This is a genomic window from Flavobacterium sp. ZE23DGlu08 (assembly GCF_030505335.1).
GTDB classification, from domain to species: Bacteria; Bacteroidota; Bacteroidia; order Flavobacteriales; family Flavobacteriaceae; genus Flavobacterium; species Flavobacterium algoritolerans.
Map to the genome: position 1 here is coordinate 1,870,168 of NZ_CP130045.1, position 17,458 is coordinate 1,887,625.

General features: G+C 34.7%; 15 protein-coding genes. 11 read left to right on the forward strand and 4 right to left on the reverse strand.

From position 1 onward, the window contains the following. Nucleotides 1–114: 114 nt before the first annotated feature. Both Q1W72_RS08160 and Q1W72_RS08165 read right to left on the reverse strand, forming a co-directional pair. Entirely contained in the window at nt 115–654 is a 540-nt protein-coding gene (locus tag Q1W72_RS08160) for a hypothetical protein (RefSeq protein WP_302137876.1), read from the reverse strand. 68 nt (nt 655–722) lie between these two features. Further along, nucleotides 723–893 (reverse strand): hypothetical protein, encoded by a 171-nt coding sequence (locus Q1W72_RS08165; protein ID WP_170066883.1) that lies wholly within the window; start codon nt 891–893, stop codon nt 723–725. A 236-nt stretch (nt 894–1,129) separates the two neighbouring features. Here Q1W72_RS08165 and metG point away from each other — a divergent pair, with 236 nt between their 5' ends. The 6 genes from metG to Q1W72_RS08195 all read left to right on the forward strand — a co-directional run bounded on the left by metG (nt 1,130) and on the right by Q1W72_RS08195 (nt 8,389). Next, nucleotides 1,130–3,190, forward strand: coding sequence for a methionine--tRNA ligase (metG, locus tag Q1W72_RS08170; protein WP_302137878.1), 2,061 nt, complete (start codon nt 1,130–1,132; stop codon nt 3,188–3,190). Nucleotides 3,191–3,332: 142 nt separating this feature from the next. Next, a complete protein-coding gene (locus Q1W72_RS08175) occupies nt 3,333–4,766 on the forward strand; it encodes a hypothetical protein (RefSeq protein WP_302137880.1) in 1,434 nt (477 codons plus the stop codon). Between the two features lie 52 nt (nt 4,767–4,818). After that, nucleotides 4,819–5,505, forward strand: coding sequence for an HAD family hydrolase (locus Q1W72_RS08180; RefSeq protein ID WP_302137881.1), 687 nt, complete (start codon nt 4,819–4,821; stop codon nt 5,503–5,505). Between the two features lie 235 nt (nt 5,506–5,740). Further along, entirely contained in the window at nt 5,741–7,003 is a 1,263-nt protein-coding gene (locus tag Q1W72_RS08185; protein ID WP_302137882.1) for an OmpA family protein, read from the forward strand. A 211-nt stretch (nt 7,004–7,214) separates the two neighbouring features. Further along, the gene (locus tag Q1W72_RS08190) at nt 7,215–7,844 is read left to right on the forward strand and encodes a chloramphenicol acetyltransferase (RefSeq protein ID WP_099713871.1); all 630 of its coding nucleotides are present in this window, start codon (nt 7,215–7,217) and stop codon (nt 7,842–7,844) included. Between the two features lie 38 nt (nt 7,845–7,882). After that, a complete protein-coding gene (locus Q1W72_RS08195; protein ID WP_302137883.1) occupies nt 7,883–8,389 on the forward strand; it encodes a ferritin in 507 nt (168 codons plus the stop codon). Between the two features lie 335 nt (nt 8,390–8,724). On the opposite strand, the gene Q1W72_RS08200 is transcribed toward Q1W72_RS08195, so the two are convergent. Next, nucleotides 8,725–9,057 carry a single-stranded DNA-binding protein gene (locus tag Q1W72_RS08200; protein ID WP_099713873.1) on the reverse strand — a complete coding sequence of 111 codons (333 nt, stop codon included), beginning with the start codon at nt 9,055–9,057 and terminating at the stop codon, nt 8,725–8,727. Between the two features lie 180 nt (nt 9,058–9,237). Here Q1W72_RS08200 and Q1W72_RS08205 point away from each other — a divergent pair, with 180 nt between their 5' ends. From Q1W72_RS08205 to Q1W72_RS08225, 5 genes are all read left to right on the forward strand, one after another. After that, the gene (locus Q1W72_RS08205; RefSeq protein ID WP_121343199.1) at nt 9,238–10,767 is read left to right on the forward strand and encodes a bifunctional GNAT family N-acetyltransferase/carbon-nitrogen hydrolase family protein; all 1,530 of its coding nucleotides are present in this window, start codon (nt 9,238–9,240) and stop codon (nt 10,765–10,767) included. Next, complete coding sequence (locus tag Q1W72_RS08210; RefSeq protein WP_099713875.1) at nt 10,764–11,111, forward strand: hypothetical protein; 348 nt, start codon at nt 10,764–10,766, stop codon at nt 11,109–11,111. Before Q1W72_RS08205 ends, Q1W72_RS08210 begins: the two co-directional genes overlap by 4 nt. Nucleotides 11,112–11,214: 103 nt before the next feature. Then, complete coding sequence (locus Q1W72_RS08215; protein WP_302137929.1) at nt 11,215–13,533, forward strand: M28 family peptidase; 2,319 nt, start codon at nt 11,215–11,217, stop codon at nt 13,531–13,533. A 12-nt stretch (nt 13,534–13,545) separates the two neighbouring features. After that, the gene (locus Q1W72_RS08220) at nt 13,546–14,349 is read left to right on the forward strand and encodes an SDR family oxidoreductase (RefSeq protein WP_302137886.1); all 804 of its coding nucleotides are present in this window, start codon (nt 13,546–13,548) and stop codon (nt 14,347–14,349) included. A gap of 1 nt (nt 14,350) precedes the next feature. After that, a complete protein-coding gene (locus tag Q1W72_RS08225; protein WP_282713280.1) occupies nt 14,351–15,274 on the forward strand; it encodes a DMT family transporter in 924 nt (307 codons plus the stop codon). A gap of 70 nt (nt 15,275–15,344) precedes the next feature. Here Q1W72_RS08225 and Q1W72_RS08230 read toward each other — a convergent pair whose 3' ends face one another. Beyond that, the gene (locus Q1W72_RS08230; protein ID WP_121343195.1) at nt 15,345–17,408 is read right to left on the reverse strand and encodes a M13 family metallopeptidase; all 2,064 of its coding nucleotides are present in this window, start codon (nt 17,406–17,408) and stop codon (nt 15,345–15,347) included. Between the last annotated feature and the right edge of the window lie 50 nt (nt 17,409–17,458).

A 17,458-nucleotide genomic window follows, 5' to 3' on the forward strand; every position in this document is an offset into this window, starting at 1 on the left:
ACTAATGTATGATTCAAATGCCCTAATGTTTAATTTACATTGACAACAGAACTTCAAAAAAACAAATAAAAACAGGACTTTAAAAACTTTATGACATTGGACTTTTGACTTACTTTAGTCTCTTTTAATCTCATGACCCACAAATTCTTCTAAGGTTGCAAACATGTCGTCTATAGAAAGGACTTCAAAATCTGGGTGGGTTTTTAAGAAAGTAGCATTCAAAGTAATTAGATTTTCTTCTATTTCAAAAAAAGTGTCGTTGTTGAGTAAATCACGGATAGGATTTACGCCTTCCAGTTTCCCTTTCAGGAATTTATTCAGCTTGACACTACTCATTAATTTTACTTTTTTGGATTGCTGTTGGAACAATTCCAAATGCTTTTCGGCACCAATTAATGCCAAACCTTCTTCGATTAATTCGTTTAATTCTTTATCCCAACCGGAATTGTATACAAACTGAGCAAAATTTCCTTCGGTATATTGTGAGGTATAATAATCTAAATAATAACTCATTATAGCATCTTCGTGAATCAAATCATCGTTCACGCCTTCCTCACGCATTAAGTTGATTACCGAAATATTAGAGTGAATCACATCTTGAAGGTTCTCACTATTAAAGGCTGTTTCTGAAATAATTATTCTACCGAATTCCATAGGTTTTGTGTTTGAATATGTGCTGCAAATTTCGGGTAAATAAAAACAGAAATGAAATACAATGCGATTTATATGCTATCAGATTCGTCACTACTCTTTTTCTGATTCATTTTTGTAACCAAAGCTTTCAAACGCAACGCTTTTTCTTTTTTTTCTTCTTGAAGTTTAGCCTTTTTTCGGTTTAGCAATTTGGTATGTAAAGCTTTATTTTTGGTGTTTTTTTCGGGTCCTTTTGCCATAATGTAGAAGCTTTGTAAATTACGGTTACAAAGATAAAAAAAAGCCGCATTATAAACACAACGGTAACAAATTGTGTTTATATACGATCATTCTTTTTATCATGATTCCATAGCCCCGATAGCAGTGAAAATCCTTATTGTTTTTTCTTTAAAAACAATAAGATTGTAACGTATAGCGGGAAATAGCTTCAAATAAAAATTCTATTGCTTATTTTTGCGCTCTATAAAATAGAATCATGATACAGAATCCAAAAAGATATACCATTACAGCGGCATTGCCTTATACGAACGGACCGATTCACATTGGCCATTTGGCGGGTGTTTACGTGCCTTCAGACATATATTCCAGATATTTAAGATTGCAAGGAAGAGACGTTTTGTTTGTTTGCGGAAGTGACGAGCACGGCGTGGCAATTTCGATGAAAGCCAAAAAAGAAGGCATCACACCACAGGAAGTAATCGATAAATACGATGGAATAATCCGTAAATCGTTCTCTGATTTTGGAATTTCGTTTGATAATTATTCCAGAACTTCAGCTAAAATTCATCATGATACGGCTTCGGAGTTTTTTAGAAAACTGTACGAACAAGGTGATTTTATCGAAGAAGTGACCGAGCAATTGTATGATGCGAAAGCAGATCAATTCCTCGCAGACCGTTTTGTGGTGGGAACTTGTCCAAAATGTGGCAACGAAGAAGCCTACGGTGACCAATGCGAGAAATGCGGATCGACGCTGAATGCTACGGATTTAATCAATCCAAAATCGACAATAACTGGAGAAACTCCTATTTTAAAATCAACGAAACACTGGTTTTTACCTTTGGATCGTTATGAAGATTTCTTGAAAGAATGGATTCTCGTTGGACATAAAAATGACTGGAAACCGAATGTTTACGGGCAAGTAAAATCATGGATTGACGGTGGATTAGAGCCTCGCGCCGTAACCCGTGACTTGGATTGGGGAATTGATGTTCCCGTTGAAGGTGCCGAAGGAAAAAAATTATACGTGTGGTTTGATGCGCCGATTGGGTACATTTCTTCTACCAAAGAATGGGCTTTGCGCGAAGGGAAAGATTGGGAACCGTACTGGAAAGACCAAGATACAAAACTGGTTCACTTCATTGGGAAAGACAATATTGTTTTTCATTGTATTATTTTCCCTGCGATGTTGAAAGCCGAAGGAAGTTATATTTTACCGGACAATGTGCCTGCAAATGAATTCTTGAACTTGGAAGGAAATAAATTGTCTACGTCTAAAAACTGGGCGGTTTGGTTGCACGAATACTTGGAAGAATTCCCAAATCAGCAAGATGTTTTGCGTTATGCCTTGACATCGAATGCGCCGGAAACAAAGGATAATGATTTTACCTGGAAAGATTTTCAGGCGAGAAATAATAATGAATTGGTAGCGATTTACGGGAATTTCATTAATCGTGTCGTGGTTTTAACCAATAAATATTACAACGGAATTGTTCCGCAACCGAACGAACTTTCAGAAGTGGATGAAGCGACTTTAACTGAATTGAAAGCCTATCCAGCTGTGATTTCAAGTTCCGTAGAGCGTTACAGATTTCGTGAAGCATTGAGCGAATTGATGAATGTGGCTCGTTTAGGAAATAAATATTTGGCTGACGAAGAGCCTTGGAAAGTCATCAAAGACAATCCGGAACGCGTGCAAACACAAATGTATGTGGCATTGCAAATTACTGCTGCGTTGAGTTCACTTTGCGAACCATTCCTACCATTTACAGCAAAAAAATTATCAAGAATTCTAAAAATAGAAAGTCCGTTGAACTGGAATTCTATTGCTCAAAATTCTGATTTGATTCCCTCTGGACACCAAATTGGCGAAGCCGAATTATTGTTTGCCAAAATTGAAGACGAGGAAATCCAAAAACAAATAGACAAACTGGAAGCGACTAAAACTGCCAATACTGCCGAAAACAAAAAAGCAGAACCGCAGAAAGAAGCGATTCAATTTGAGGATTTTGCCAAAATGGATATCCGTACAGGAACTATCTTAGAAGCAGAAAAAATGCCAAAAGCGAACAAGCTTTTGATTTTAAAAGTTGATACCGGAATTGATGTTCGCACCATCGTTTCAGGAATTGCAGAGAGTTTTAAACCAGAAGATATTATTGGTAAAAAAGTTACTGTTTTAGTGAATTTGGCACCAAGAAACCTTCGCGGCGTAGAAAGCCAAGGAATGATTTTGATGACTACGAATGCTGAAGGAAAATTGGTATTTGTAAACCCGGATACCGATGGCGTTGCCAATGGAGAGACTATAAATTAAGACTTTTTTAAAAAAGTATAAAATTGCGTGACTTAATTAAAATTTTAATTAAGTCACGCAATTTGCATTTAAAAAACATTTTTTAACTAATAATATTTTAAAAAAAAATAAGATATTAGCTAAAAAATAAACCTATCTAAAAATGATAAAAAAAACACTTCTTGCGTCTTTAATTTTAAGTAGTTTAATTTCTTTTTCACAAGAACTGGTATCTTCTATACCTCTTGAGCTAAAAAAAAATCGAGATGTTTTTCAGACTATAAATAACGATAAAAAAGAAATTACTTTATTTATTGGTGATAAAATAAAAGTAAAAGCAATTCAACTCGATGAAAAAATGAAAATCGTTGATAGTATTTCATCCGAAAGGCCAAATACTAAAATTTACACGAAGATGATTGGCTACAACATCAACAATGACAACACTAGACTTTTTTGGTCATCAAATGATTCCAAGGATATTTTTACTGAATTATACGATTTCAATAACCGTAAAACGACAACAAAACAACATTCTTTATTATTAAAAGACGAAAAAGTTTTACAAAAATTTAGTGATATAGATTTTTTTTATATCCTAACAGTTATCAAAAAAAGTAATGATTTAAAACTCTATGTTTTTGATAAAAAAGGTGATTATATCGAAAAAAAAATCAATTTGAACGGATTTACTTTTTATAAATCAGACTATACACAATCAAACTTATATGAAGTATTAGGAGAAAATTTACTTCCTTTTGAAGCGCCTTTCTCGTTGCAGCTTATAAATACCGACAACCCAACATCTCTAACTGATAGTGCCAAAAAGAGAAAATGTTATTTCAAAAACAATCGAATTATCATTACCCTTGACACGAATATCGAGTTTACCCAAGTTATCACTGTTGATTTAACAGATTTTAAAGCTACTGAAAAAAAAATAAAAACCCACGATATAGAAGAAGACCGAACGTATTTAAATTCGAATTCATTTTACTTTGACAACAAATTATATCAATTAAAAAGCGCATCCAATCTATTTTATCTTACTGTAAAAGATTTAGACGGAAAAGTATTGAAGGAACATACCGCTAAGTCATCCGAACCAATCGATTTTAAAAATTCGGAAGTTCAACTGGAAGGAGGAGATTTTGGAGGAAAGAGAACCTTAGAAAATTCTTCACAGTTTATTCGAAAAGTAAACAATTTATATCCTGGTGTTAGCTGCTATACAATTGGCCAAAACACACTAATTACTTTTGGGGGTGTTTCTCCAGTTCAACAGTCAGCCAGCCAATTTGGTATGGGCCAATTTGGCTTAATTGGAGCACTCGTTTCAATCGCCGTGCACAACCCTGGCATAGAGAGTTTTAATTCCTACTCAAATAGAAAAGTGGTTAAAACAGACGGATTATTTGACAAGGAAGGCAGTCATATTAAAGGCGATTTACAACCTTTAGCGTTTGATAAAATCCGTACTTTTTTCGATACATATAAAGATGTTTCATCACAAACATTATTTAAAACCGATGCTTATTATTTAGGTTATTATGATAATAAAACAAAGGAATATATTATCAAAAAATTTAATGATTAAAAATAGAACATAATTAATTTTTGGATTTTATTAATCAACCATTACAAAAAAAATGAAACTAAAAGTAATTGCTTTCGACGCCGATGATACCTTATGGATCAACGAAACGTATTTTGATGAAACCGAGAAGAAATTCTGTGGTTTGATGGAAGATTATTTATCGCATCAAGGAATTTCCAAAGAACTTTTTAAGGTCGAAATTGATAATTTGAAATTATATGGTTACGGAATCAAAGGCTATATTCTGTCGATGATTGAGGCCGCGATGACTATTTCGAATAATACACTTCCTATAGAAATTATCGAAAAAATCATTCAATATGGGAAAGAATTACTGGAAAAACCGATTGTTTTATTGGATGGTGTCGAAGAAACTTTAGATGCTTTACACGGAAAATACAAACTAGTGGTTGCCACCAAAGGCGATTTATTGGACCAACGCAGAAAATTACACAATTCTGGTTTGGGTCATTATTTTCACCATATTGAAGTGATGTCTGACAAGCAAGAAATTGATTATTCTGATTTAATAAAACGTCTCGAAATACAACCTGAAGAATTTTTTATGATTGGCAATTCCTTAAAATCAGATGTTTTACCAGTTTTAGCCATTGGCGGACACGCCGTTCATATTCCGTTTCATACCACTTGGGCACACGAAAAAATCGACCATAAAGTAGAACATGAAAACTTCAGTGCTTTCGAAAAAATAACAGAAGTTCTGAAAAAACTGGAATGAGAAAACTTGTTTTTAACTTCTTTGATCAATAATAAAAGTCTTTTCAAGTAAAAAAAACTCTGTTTTAAAGTTAATATCTTTGAATAATCTATAAAAAAAATACAAAATATTGCTAAAATCGCCGATCAGAACTTAGTTTATAGAATTAAAACTAATTCTTACATAATTAACTGTTTAAAATTTAATATTTAACATTATATCGTATTTTTGCATAGAATTTTTAAAAAATAAAATTATGAAAAAAATCATACTTACGTTAGTTTTTGCTTCTGCAATGACAACTTTGAGTGCTCAAACAGAAAATGTAGAAAGCGCAAGTACTGGAACTGAATTTAACAAATGGTCTGTTGAATTAGCTGGTGGTTTAAACAAACCGATGAGACCTATGACTGCTGGATATAGAACTGCTGTTACTAGTGCTTATGTAGCTGATTTAGGTGTGCGTTATATGTTCAATAACAAATTTGGTTTAAAAGTTGATTTTGGATATAACAGTTTTAAAGAAGGTGAAAATTCAATAGGATTTGACTCTAAATACTACAGAGCTGACTTACAGGCAGTTGCTAACTTAGGAAGAATCATGAGCTTTGAAACTTGGACAAACACTCTTGGTTTATTAGGTCACGCTGGTTTTGGATTAGGTTTTGGTGAATCTGATAACTTTTCAGGAACTGACAGAATGGGTAATTTTATTGCTGGTGTTACTGGTCAAATTAAATTATCTAATAGAATTGCATTGACTGGAGATTTTACAACAATTCTTAATGCTAAACAAAACCGTACTTTTGATGGTGCAAGTACAATAGGATCTCCTGGTTTCGGCGGTGTACTTTTCAATGGTACAGTAGGTTTAACTGTTTACTTAGGTAAAAACGAAAAACATGCTGACTGGGTTATCGACCATGAAGGTAGATTTGACGCAATTGATGCAAGATTTATGGCTATTGAAAATAAAATGCTAGATTCTGATAAAGATGGTGTAGCTGATTATTTAGACGAAGAGTTAAGTACTCCTGCAGGAGCAATGGTTGATACTAAAGGAAGATCAATTGACAAGAACAACAATAATGTTCCTGATGAAACTGAAGCTTTTATCATAAAAAATTATGGTAGTACTACTAACAACTCTCCTCTTTTAACAAACAACGAATTGATTAAAAGTTTAATTAACGGTGGTTATGTTGCAGTTTATTTTGACTTCAATAAATCTACTCCAACTAATGTTTCTACAGAAGGTATTGACTTCATGTTAACTTACTTGAGAAACAATCCTACTGCTTCAATTGATATTGTAGGTCACGCTGACGAAGTTGGAAGATCTGCATACAATGATAAATTATCTAATGCAAGAGCAAACAATGTGAAAAACACTTTAGTGAAAGCTAATGTTGATGCATCAAGATTGAATGTAATTGCTGCTGGTGAAGATACTTCAGTAGATATCGATTCAGAAAACGCAAGAAGATTAGTAAGAAGAGTTACTTTCAGAGTAAAATAAGCTACTTTTTTATATCAAAAAGCCCTAAAAGAAATTTCTTTTAGGGCTTTTTTTATGGCTGTTATTTTCGTTTTTTATCACAAAAAAAAATCAACCTTACAGCATCCGAAACATCCATTTTATAATTTGTTCGCAACAAAAGTTGGATGAAATGAATTCCAGATTTCAAAGAATAGCTGTACTTTTGAATCCTAAATAAAATTACAAAATCTTGAAAACACTTTTAGATATAGAGAACTGGTCCAGAAAAGAACATTTCCATTTTTTTAGACAATTTGAAGAACCCTTCTTTGGCGCAACCGTAGAAATCGACTGCACCAAAGCCTACGCAACAGCAAAATCATTGAACACTTCTTTTTTTATCTATTATTTACACAAAACATTGGTTGCAGTCAATACTACCGAATCATTTCGCTACAGGATTACGGATGACCAAATATATGTTTGTGACCAAATTAATGCTTCTGCAACTATTGGTCGTGAAGACGGTAGTTTCGGATTTTCTTTAATCGAATACAACGCAGATTTTGAAATTTTCACTACAAATGCATTGACTGAAATTGAAAGAATACAAAATACAACTGGTCTTTTTACCCGAACATTTACGGATGATAATGTAATCCATTTTTCGGCGATTCCATGGCTGGATTTCACTTCATTATCGCATGCACGAAGCTATACTTTTCCGGATAGTTGTCCGAAAATTTCCTTTGGAAAAATGAAAATTGCTGAAAACGGAAAAAGAACCATGCCAATGTCTATTCATGTACATCATGGATTAGTTGATGGCTTACATTTAGGTCAATTTGTAGATTTTTTCCAAGATATTATGAATCAATAGATTAAGTTTTTTTGTAACTTTACTTAAAACTTACTGCCATGTTATCAAAAAATATAGAACACGCGCTGAACAATCAGATTCGAATTGAAGCTGAATCATCCCAAACCTATCTTTCTATGGCTTCATGGGCAGAAACTCATGGTTTGGAAGGAATTTCAAAATTTATGTATGCTCAATCTGAAGAAGAGAGGGTACACATGCTTAAACTAGTCCGCTACGTAAATGAACGAGGTGGTCATGCTAAGGTTAGCGAATTAAAGGCACCAAAGATCAGCTACGGAACATTTAAGGAAATGTTTGAAGAATTGTATAAACATGAAATTTTTGTTTCTGATTCGATTAATAAACTGGTTGATATTTCATTTTCTGAAAAGGATTATGCCACACACAACTTTTTACAGTGGTATGTAGCTGAACAAATTGAAGAAGAAGCTCAGGCAAAACTTATTTTGGATAAAATAAACCTAATTGGTGACGATAAAGGTGGCTTGTATTTATTTGACAGAGATATGCAACAACTAACTTTAAACAGCACATCTAAATAATCAAATATTGTTTAGCAAATAACTTGATTTTAATTTTTTTAGAAATTGAGTAAAAAGAAGAAAAATAAGGATACGAAAAAGGATAAAAAAAAGTTCCTTAAAAATGGATCTGCTAAAGAAAACCTCAAGTCTGAGTGTTGCGAAAAATATAAAAAAGGAGAACATAAACGTTGCAAAAACTGTCCAAAATTTGATTTACGCAAAAAAGACAAATAAACAATATCAGTTATCCTTTACCGTTCAATAATCCATAAAAAACCACCGATAGTTATCGATGGTTTTTTTGTTTGGTTTCAGTCGTAATTTACAACATTACAATACTTATAGACTGAATATTACTTCCCTAAAAGAAGGACGTCATTCACCACTACTTCGGTAACATAGCGTTTCTCCCCGTTTTTATCATCATAACTTCTATGAGTTAATTTTCCTTCAATGGCAATTTCTTTGCCTTTAGTAACATATTTTTCAATGATTTCAGCTGTTTTTCCCCAAGCTACAAGCTTGTGCCATTGGGTTTCTTCTACTTTTTCTCCTTTGTCGTTTTTGTAGCTCTCGTTGGTTGCTAATGTGAAATTGGCTAATTTTTTTCCTCCGTCAAAAGTTTTGATTTCCGGATCATTTCCTACGTGTCCAATTAACTGTACTTTGTTTCTTAATGTGCTCATGGCGTATACTATTTAAATGTTAGTGTATGTTTTGTTGAATTGGTCTTTCAAATCAACATTGCAAAGATGCGGTGACTTCCAAAAAGTATTCGGTTACTAACTATTTACTTTCGGTTGTAACTATTTGTAAACGTTTGTAAATGGGAAAATTTAGCTATATTTGATGAAAATCAAATTCTTATGCAAGCCAAAATAAACAAAGTAGAGTTACGAAATCTGAAATTTGACGACTACAAAGAGTTAAAAAACTCCATGGTAGAATCTTATCCGGAAATGGTTGGCTCTTACTGGAGAGAACATCATATTGAAAAATTATTAAGCATTTTTCCTGAAGGTCAATTGGTAATTTTAGTAGATGGCAAAGTGGTTGGCTCTGCATTATCACTCATTGTTGATGAAAGTCTGGTCGATAAAAACCATAATTATTCTGATATAACCGGAAAATATACCTTCTCTACCCACAACCCGAAAGGAGATGTTTTGTACGGAATAGATGTTTTTATTCATCCAAATTATAGAGGATTACGCCTTGGCAGACGTTTATATGATGCCCGAAAAGAATTATGTGAACAATTGAATTTAAAAGCAATTGTTTTTGCAGGAAGAATTCCTAATTATGGACAACATGCAAAAAAACTTACTCCAAAAAATTATATCGAAAAAGTAAAAAGAAAAGAACTTCACGATCCCGTACTTTCTTTTCAGTTGAGTAATGACTTCCACGTGATCCGAGTAATGAAAAACTACTTGGAAGGGGACTCTGATTCCAAAGAATTTGCTGTTTTACTGGAATGGAATAATATTTATTACGACGAAAGTCCAAAATTAATAAACCTTGCAAAAAGCGTCATCCGACTAGGATTAGTACAATGGCAGATGCGTCAATTGAATAATCTGGAAGCTTTGTTCGAACAATGCGAATTTTTTGTTGATGTTGTTTCTGGCTATGGAAGTGATTTTGCTTTATTTCCGGAACTGTTTACAGCGCCGTTGATGGCGGATTACAATCATTTATCTGAAGCCGAAGCCATACGGGAATTAGCAAAACATACTGAACCTATTCACAAACGCTTTCAAGAATTAGCAATTTCTTATAACATAAACATCATTACAGGAAGTATGCCGTATTTAGAAAACGGCACGTTATACAATGTTGGTTTTCTTTGTAAAAGAGACGGAACTTCAGAAATGTATGCTAAAATTCACGTCACGCCAAACGAAGTACAACATTGGGGAATGACCGGAGGATCACAAATTAAGACTTTTGATACCGATTGCGGAAAAATAGGTATCGTGATTTGTTATGATGTAGAGTTTCCAGAACTTTCCCGATTAATGGCTGATGAAGGAATGAATATTTTATTTGTACCATTCTTGACTGATACTCAAAATGCCTACACCAGAGTCAAACATTGTGCACAGGCAAGAGCCATTGAAAACGAATGTTATGTCGCTATAGCCGGCTGTGTTGGGAATCTTCCAAAGGTGAATAACATGGACATTCAATATGCGCAATCTGCGGTGTTTACACCATCAGATTTTGCCTTTCCAAGTAACGGAATAAAAGCTGAAGCTACTCCGAATACTGAAATGACCCTGATTGTAGATGTTGATTTGAATTTATTAAAGGAACTTCACGAGCATGGAAGTGTTCGAATTCTTAAAGATCGTAGAACAGATTTGTACGAAATTAAAAAAATAAATCCATGAAAACCTGCCTAGAATGTGGAGAGAAAATTGTAGGTCGTGAGGATAAGAAATTCTGTAGTGACGGCTGTCGTAATGCCTACAATAATAAAATAAACAAAGACAGTACTAATTTTATGCGCAACATCAACAATAAGTTACGCAAGAATTACCGTATTTTGTCAGAGCTTAATGTTGAAGGGAAATCAAAAACCACTCGGGCAAAACTCCTGAGCAAAGGTTTCGATTTTGAGTTTTTTACTAATATTTTACAAACCAAAACTGGAAATACCTACTATTTCCTATATGACCAAGGCTATATGCTTTTGGATAATGATTTTTATATGCTAGTCAAAAAAGACATTTAAATACCACAACCCCAAACCTATCTAACCAAAAATGAAAAAAGATTATTCCTCAATTTTTGCCAGTTTATTTCTCCTAGGGATACTAGGATTGATTTACTTTACCATGATGCCACATTGGACTTCAGATGAAGAAGGCTCTCTTTCTGAATTTTCGACCAAAAGAGCTTTAAACCAAGTAGAAGCCATTTCAAAACAACCTCATTATGTAGGTTCCAAAGAACATGAAGTGGTTGCTAATTATCTCGTAAAAGAGCTGAACAAGTTAGGACTGGAAACTTCTGTTCAAGAAGGATATACCTTGAGCGATTGGGGAAATTTAGTACAATCAAAAAACATATTGGCTCGAATAAAAGGAACTTCTAATTCTAAAGCGTTGTTATTGCTTTCCCATTATGACAGCGCACCACATTCTTACTCTAAGGGCGCAAGTGACGCAGGTTCTGGGGTAGCGACGATTCTGGAGAGTGTTCGTGCTTTTTTATATTCCAAAACCCCACATAAAAACGATATTATTATTCTGTTTTCAGATGCGGAAGAATTAGGATTAAATGGCGCAGCGCTTTTTGTAACCAAACACCATTGGGCAAAAGAAATAGGTTTGGTGCTAAACTTTGAAGCGCGTGGTTCATCCGGACCCAGCTATATGTTGATGGAAACCAACAAGGGAAATGCAGGATTAGTAAAAGAGTTTGCTGCCGCAAAAGCGACTTTTCCCGTTTCAAATTCCTTGATGTACAGCATTTATAAAATGTTACCAAACGATACTGATTTGACTGTTTTCAGAGAACAAGGCAATATTCAAGGGTATAATTTTGCTTTTATTGATGACCATTTTAACTATCATACCGCTCAGGATGACATCAATCATTTGAACAAAAATACATTAGCGCATCAAGGAACGTATTTAATGCCATTGCTGAATTACTTCTCAAATGCCGATTTAAATACGACTCAAGCCAGTGAAGATTACGTCTATTTTACCATTCCGTATACGTTTATAAGTTATCCTTTTAGTTGGGTTTTACCAATGGTGGTAATCGCATTGGTGCTGTTTATTTTCCTGTTATTTTTAGGAATAGCCAAGCGTATTTTATCATTCCGCGAAATTGGAAGAGGATTTATTCCGTTTTTAGGTTCATTGATTGTTACTGGATTAATTACTTTTTTTGGCTGGAAAGGATTATTAGCCGTTTACCCGCAATACAATGATTTACTCAACGGATTTACATATAACGGACACGCTTACATTGCAGCATTTGTACTTCTGGCTTTGGCGATAAGCCTAGTATTTTACAACCGTTTTTCTGCCAAGAAAGTGACTATGAATCATTATGTAGCGCCATTATTTATTTGGATTGTCATTAATGGAGCGCTAGCTTTTAGTTTGCAAGGAGCTGGATTCTTGATTATTCCGGTCTATTTTGGATTATTTTTATTCGCTGCATTTATCATTACCCAAAAATCACGTAAAATACTAAGTCTTATTTTTAGCATTCCGGCCTTGATAATCATAGCGCCTTTCATCCAGATGTTTCCTATTGGTTTGGGATTAAAAGTATTGTTTGGAAGTGCAATTCTTACCGTTTTGACATTCACATTATTGTTGCCTGTTTTTGGGACTTTCGCCAAAAAAGGAATCTGGTCATTAGTGTTTTTTGTGCTTGCCATTGGCTTTTTTGCGAAAGCGCATTCTGAATCTGGTTACGAATATGGGAAAGCCAAATCAAACAGCTTATTGTATGTCTATGATGCCGATACTGACAAAGCCAATTGGGTTACGTATGACACCAATCTTGATTCCTGGACCAAAAGCTATTTGGGTGAAAACCCAAAAGACGCAGCCATTTTGAACGAAACACCATTGTTCAGCAAATACAATTCCGGTTTTACGTATGCTGCCAAAGCTCCTAAAAAAGACATTCTAAAACCAAGTATAGTGTTTCTGGAAGACAGAATTGTAGGCAATCAAAGGTATTTGAGAATAAAAATTTTCCCGAATCGAAACGTTAATCGCTATGATATTTTTGCCAATGAAAAAATGGCGATTCATAATTTCAAAGCAAATGGCGTGACCACATTAGGCCAGAAAAATTCACTTTACCAACGCAAAGGAAAGAAAATATTGAGTTATTATGTCGTTGGAAACACACCTTTAGAAATGCAGTTCAGTGTAAATTCCTCAACGGTTTTTGATATGGAACTGATGGAAAGCTCTTTTGATTTAATGACTAATCCTTTATTTGGAATAGCTAAAAGAGAAAATTGGATGATGCCAACACCTTTTGTTTTGAATGATGCGGTAGTAATCAAACAAAAAATAAAACCGACACCGGTTGTGGTTGCAAATGCTTTGGATACAGCTATCAATCCTATGACTAAAGATAGTTTAACAGTTGCAAAAGACAGTTTGAAAGTCAAATAATTTAAACATAAAATGACAAAAATTAGTATTCTGGGTTGTGGCTGGTTGGGTTTTCCTTTGGCGAAAGCCTTACTCTCAAAAGGATTTTCAGTAAACGGTTCAACGACTTCGACAGAGAAATTAGCCGTATTGGAAAATGCAGGAATTGAACCTTTTTTAATTGCACTTTCAGAAAATAAAACCACTGGAAACCTAACAGATTTTCTGGAGAATTCTGAAATTTTAATCATCGATGTTCCTCCAAAACTTCGTGGTTCAGGGACAGAAAACTTTGTTTCCAAGATTAGAAATACAATTCCGTTTACAGAAAAATCATCAGTCGAAAAAGTGCTTTTCATCAGTTCGACATCCGTTTATAATGATGATGATGATTTTGTTACTGAAGAAACAATCCCGAAACCGGATACTGAAGGCGGCAAACAATTACTGGAAACCGAACAGCTTTTGCAAAGCAATATAAACTTTAAAACAACCGTATTGCGTTTTGGTGGCTTAATTGGCGAAGACCGTAATCCAATAAAATTCCTGGCTGGCCGTGAAAATTTGGATAATCCTGACGCACCGATTAATTTGATTCATCAGGAAGATTGTGTGGGTATTATTCTAAAAATCATTGAAAATGATGTGTGGAATGAGACCTTTAATGCGGTCGCTCCATCTCATCCCTCACGAGAACTTTACTATACACAAAAAGCATTGGATTTAGATTTGGCTTTGCCAAAGTTTAATCATAAAAACCCATCTATTGGAAAAACAATTTTAAGTACTAAAATAGAAACCGTTTTAAATTATACTTTTACAAAACCAAATTTATAACGTGAGAACTAAAATTAAAAATGCTGTTTCGTCTAAAGTTAATGCCATTGGATTACCTATTTTGGCTTTGTGCTGGGTTAGTTTTTTTTGGGGAACTACTTGGATTGCTTCAAAAGAAGGCGTAAAACACATGCCGGCTTTACAACTTGCTGCCATTAGACAATTCATTGGCGGATTGTTGTATATTTCTTTTTTCTTGTTCAAAAAAACACCTTGGCCAAAAGGAAAACAATGGAAAACCATTGTCATTTTAAGCATCCTTAATTTTGTTTTGAGTAACGGATTAAGCACTTGGGGCGTGAAATACATCAGTAGCGGACTGGGAGCTATCATTGGAGCTATTGTTCCTTTATGGATTGTAATTATTACTTTTTTTAAGGGAGAACGATTGGCAAGATTAACGGTTATTGGTTTAATTATTAGTTTTGGTGGCGTTTGCGTTATCTTTTATGATCATTTGAGCGATTTTATGATTCCTGATTTTAGATTTGGGATTATACTGTCATTAATAGCTACGTTAACTTGGGCATTTGGCTCGTTATATACAAAGAAAAAAGCAGCTAGTTTTAACCCTTATTTTAGTTTGGGACTGCAAATGTTTATCTCCAGTATTTTAATTTTTGCGTACAATGGAGCAACCGGAACTTCTGTTAGTTTGAGTGCTATTCCAGCAATTTCTTGGTGGTCTATTGCTTATTTAGTTGTTTTTGGCTCCGTACTTACTTTCATTGCCTTTATCTATGCGCTTCAAAATCTTCCTGCTGAAATAAGCAGTATTTACGCCTACATCAACCCAATTATAGCCGTGATTCTAGGTGCTGTGATTTTCGGAGAAGTACTCAATGCTGCCATTGCAATAGGCGGTGGCGTTACATTATTTGGATTGTATATGGTCAATTATTCGTTAAGGAAAGGCCGAAAATAAATCCCTGATAAATCAAAAAAGTCCCATCTGACGGTGTCAAATGGGACTTTTTTTATGCTTGTATGTATTTCTACCAGATTCTCACACGCTTTTCAGGTGCAATATACATTCCGTCAGTTGCTTTAATATCGAATGCTTTATAGAACGTATCAATGTTTTGCAAAGGAACATAAGCTCGGTACATTCCTGGAGAATGCGGGTCTGTTTTTACTTGGTTTTTCAAGGCTTCATCACGCATTTTTGAACGCCAGATCGTTGACCAAGAAATAAAGAAACGTTGTTCTGGAGTATATCCGTCGATTAATCCCGGATTTCCGTTTTCTTTCAAATACAATTGTAAACCATCATAAGCAGCATTTACTCCACCTAAATCTCCAATGTTTTCTCCTAAAGTAAATTTACCATCTACAAAAGTTCCCGGAATAGGTTGCAAAGCGCTGTATTGAGCGGCAAGTGCTCCTGTTAAGGCTGAAAATTGTTTCAAGTCTTCTGCAGTCCACCAGTCTACTAAGTTTCCGTCAGCATTGTAACGGGAACCTGAATCATCAAAACCATGTGAAATTTCATGACCAATAACGCCTCCAATTCCACCATAATTTACTGCTTCATCCGCTTGGTAATTGTAAAAAGGCGGTTGTAAAATTGCTGCAGGGAATACAATCTCGTTATTTGAAGGATTGTAATACGCATTTACCGTTTGTGGAGACATTCCCCATCTGTCTTTATCAACAGGTTTATTCAACTCAGCTATATTCTCATTGAAACGCCATTGCGCCATGCTTTTAGCGTTTTCAAAATACGTTCCTCCTTCTTCTGGACTTTTTATCGTCAAGGCTGAATAATCTTTCCATTTGTCAGGATAACCAATTTTAATTCTTGATTTATGCAGTTTAGCAAGCGCGCTCACCTTTGTTTCTGCAGACATCCAAGACAAATTATTGATTCTGTTTTCGAAAGCTGAAAATATATTTTTGATCATTTTCTCCGCTTTGGCTTTGGCTTCAGCCGGAAATTTTTTCTCAACATATAATTTTCCTAACGCTTCTCCAACCGCTCCATTGATGGTTTGAAGTGCTCTTTCGTCACGTGGTCTTTGACTTACAGCTCCCGTTAACGTTCTTCCGTAAAACTCCCAGTTTGCGTTTTCAATTTCAGTTGACAATTGGCTCGAAGCTCTGTTCAACAAACTCCAACGCATGTATGCTTTCCAGTCTTCTACTTTATTTTCTTTAAAAATAGTTTCTAGCGCAGTCATGTATTTTGGTTGCGATACAATAACAGTATCTACTTTTGCCAATCCAATTTTTGTAAAATAATTATTCCAGTTGATTGATGGAGTTAATTTACTCAAATCAGCCAATGTCATTGGATTGTATGACTTTCTACGATCTCTGCGTTCTACTCTGTCCAATCTTGGTTTAGACATGGCAATTTCAAGAGCCAGGATTTTTTCAGCATTCATTTTTGCAACTGCTGGTTTATCACCAAGGTATTGCAACATTTTAGCAACGTGTAAAAGATATTTCGCACGTTTCTCTTTGGAATCGGCATCTTCAGAAACATAATAATCTCTGTCTGGCAAGCCTACACCGCCCGGACCTAAATTAATCACGTTTCTACTGCTGTTTTTTGCATCAGTTCCTACGCCAGCACCCATAAATCCAATCCCGCCAATAGGTTCCATTTCAATCAATAATGCCTCTAAATCTTTGGCGTTTTTAACCGCGTCTATTTTTTTTAAGTACGGTTTCAAAGGCGCAATACCTAACTTATTTCTTCCTACGGTATCAAGAATAGATTTGTATAAGTTAATCGCTTTCCCTTGATCTGTATTCGATTTGTAGCTTGGATTTGTTGTCGCTTCTTTTAGAATTGCCAATGCATCAGCATCTGTTTTTTGACGCAATTCATCAAAACTACCCCAACGGGTTCTATCAGCTGGAATCTCCGTATTATCCAACCAAGTTCCGTTTACATAACGAAAGAAATCGTTGCTAGGCTTTACGGCCTTATCCATGTAATTAACATTGATCCCCGGTTCTTTAGCTGCCGGAGCATTCTGTGCTTGACTCACCGCAAAACCCATGATTGCGGGAATCACAAAAAGCAATTGCTTATTGCTGGTTTTTTTCATTTTTTTTTGGTTTTTAGTTATCTTAACAAAGCTATTAATAAATAATTTGA

What these genes read in the sequence shown, in the direction of transcription:
- Q1W72_RS08185 (WP_302137882.1), top strand. Translation starts at nt 5,741, where the DNA reads ATGAAAAAAATCATACTTACGTTAGTTTTTGCTTCTGCAATGACAACT.
- Q1W72_RS08205 (WP_121343199.1), top strand. Translation starts at nt 9,238, where the DNA reads ATGCAAGCCAAAATAAACAAAGTAGAGTTACGAAATCTGAAATTTGAC.
- Q1W72_RS08165 (WP_170066883.1), bottom strand. Translation starts at nt 893, where the DNA reads ATGGCAAAAGGACCCGAAAAAAACACCAAAAATAAAGCTTTACATACC.
- Q1W72_RS08210 (WP_099713875.1), top strand. Translation starts at nt 10,764, where the DNA reads ATGAAAACCTGCCTAGAATGTGGAGAGAAAATTGTAGGTCGTGAGGAT.
- Q1W72_RS08195 (WP_302137883.1), top strand. Translation starts at nt 7,883, where the DNA reads ATGTTATCAAAAAATATAGAACACGCGCTGAACAATCAGATTCGAATT.
- Q1W72_RS08200 (WP_099713873.1), bottom strand. Translation starts at nt 9,057, where the DNA reads ATGAGCACATTAAGAAACAAAGTACAGTTAATTGGACACGTAGGAAAT.
- Q1W72_RS08160 (WP_302137876.1), bottom strand. Translation starts at nt 654, where the DNA reads ATGGAATTCGGTAGAATAATTATTTCAGAAACAGCCTTTAATAGTGAG.
- Q1W72_RS08180 (WP_302137881.1), top strand. Translation starts at nt 4,819, where the DNA reads ATGAAACTAAAAGTAATTGCTTTCGACGCCGATGATACCTTATGGATC.
- Q1W72_RS08230 (WP_121343195.1), bottom strand. Translation starts at nt 17,408, where the DNA reads ATGAAAAAAACCAGCAATAAGCAATTGCTTTTTGTGATTCCCGCAATC.
- Q1W72_RS08175 (WP_302137880.1), top strand. Translation starts at nt 3,333, where the DNA reads ATGATAAAAAAAACACTTCTTGCGTCTTTAATTTTAAGTAGTTTAATT.
- Q1W72_RS08220 (WP_302137886.1), top strand. Translation starts at nt 13,546, where the DNA reads ATGACAAAAATTAGTATTCTGGGTTGTGGCTGGTTGGGTTTTCCTTTG.
- metG (WP_302137878.1), top strand. Translation starts at nt 1,130, where the DNA reads ATGATACAGAATCCAAAAAGATATACCATTACAGCGGCATTGCCTTAT.
- Q1W72_RS08215 (WP_302137929.1), top strand. Translation starts at nt 11,215, where the DNA reads ATGATGCCACATTGGACTTCAGATGAAGAAGGCTCTCTTTCTGAATTT.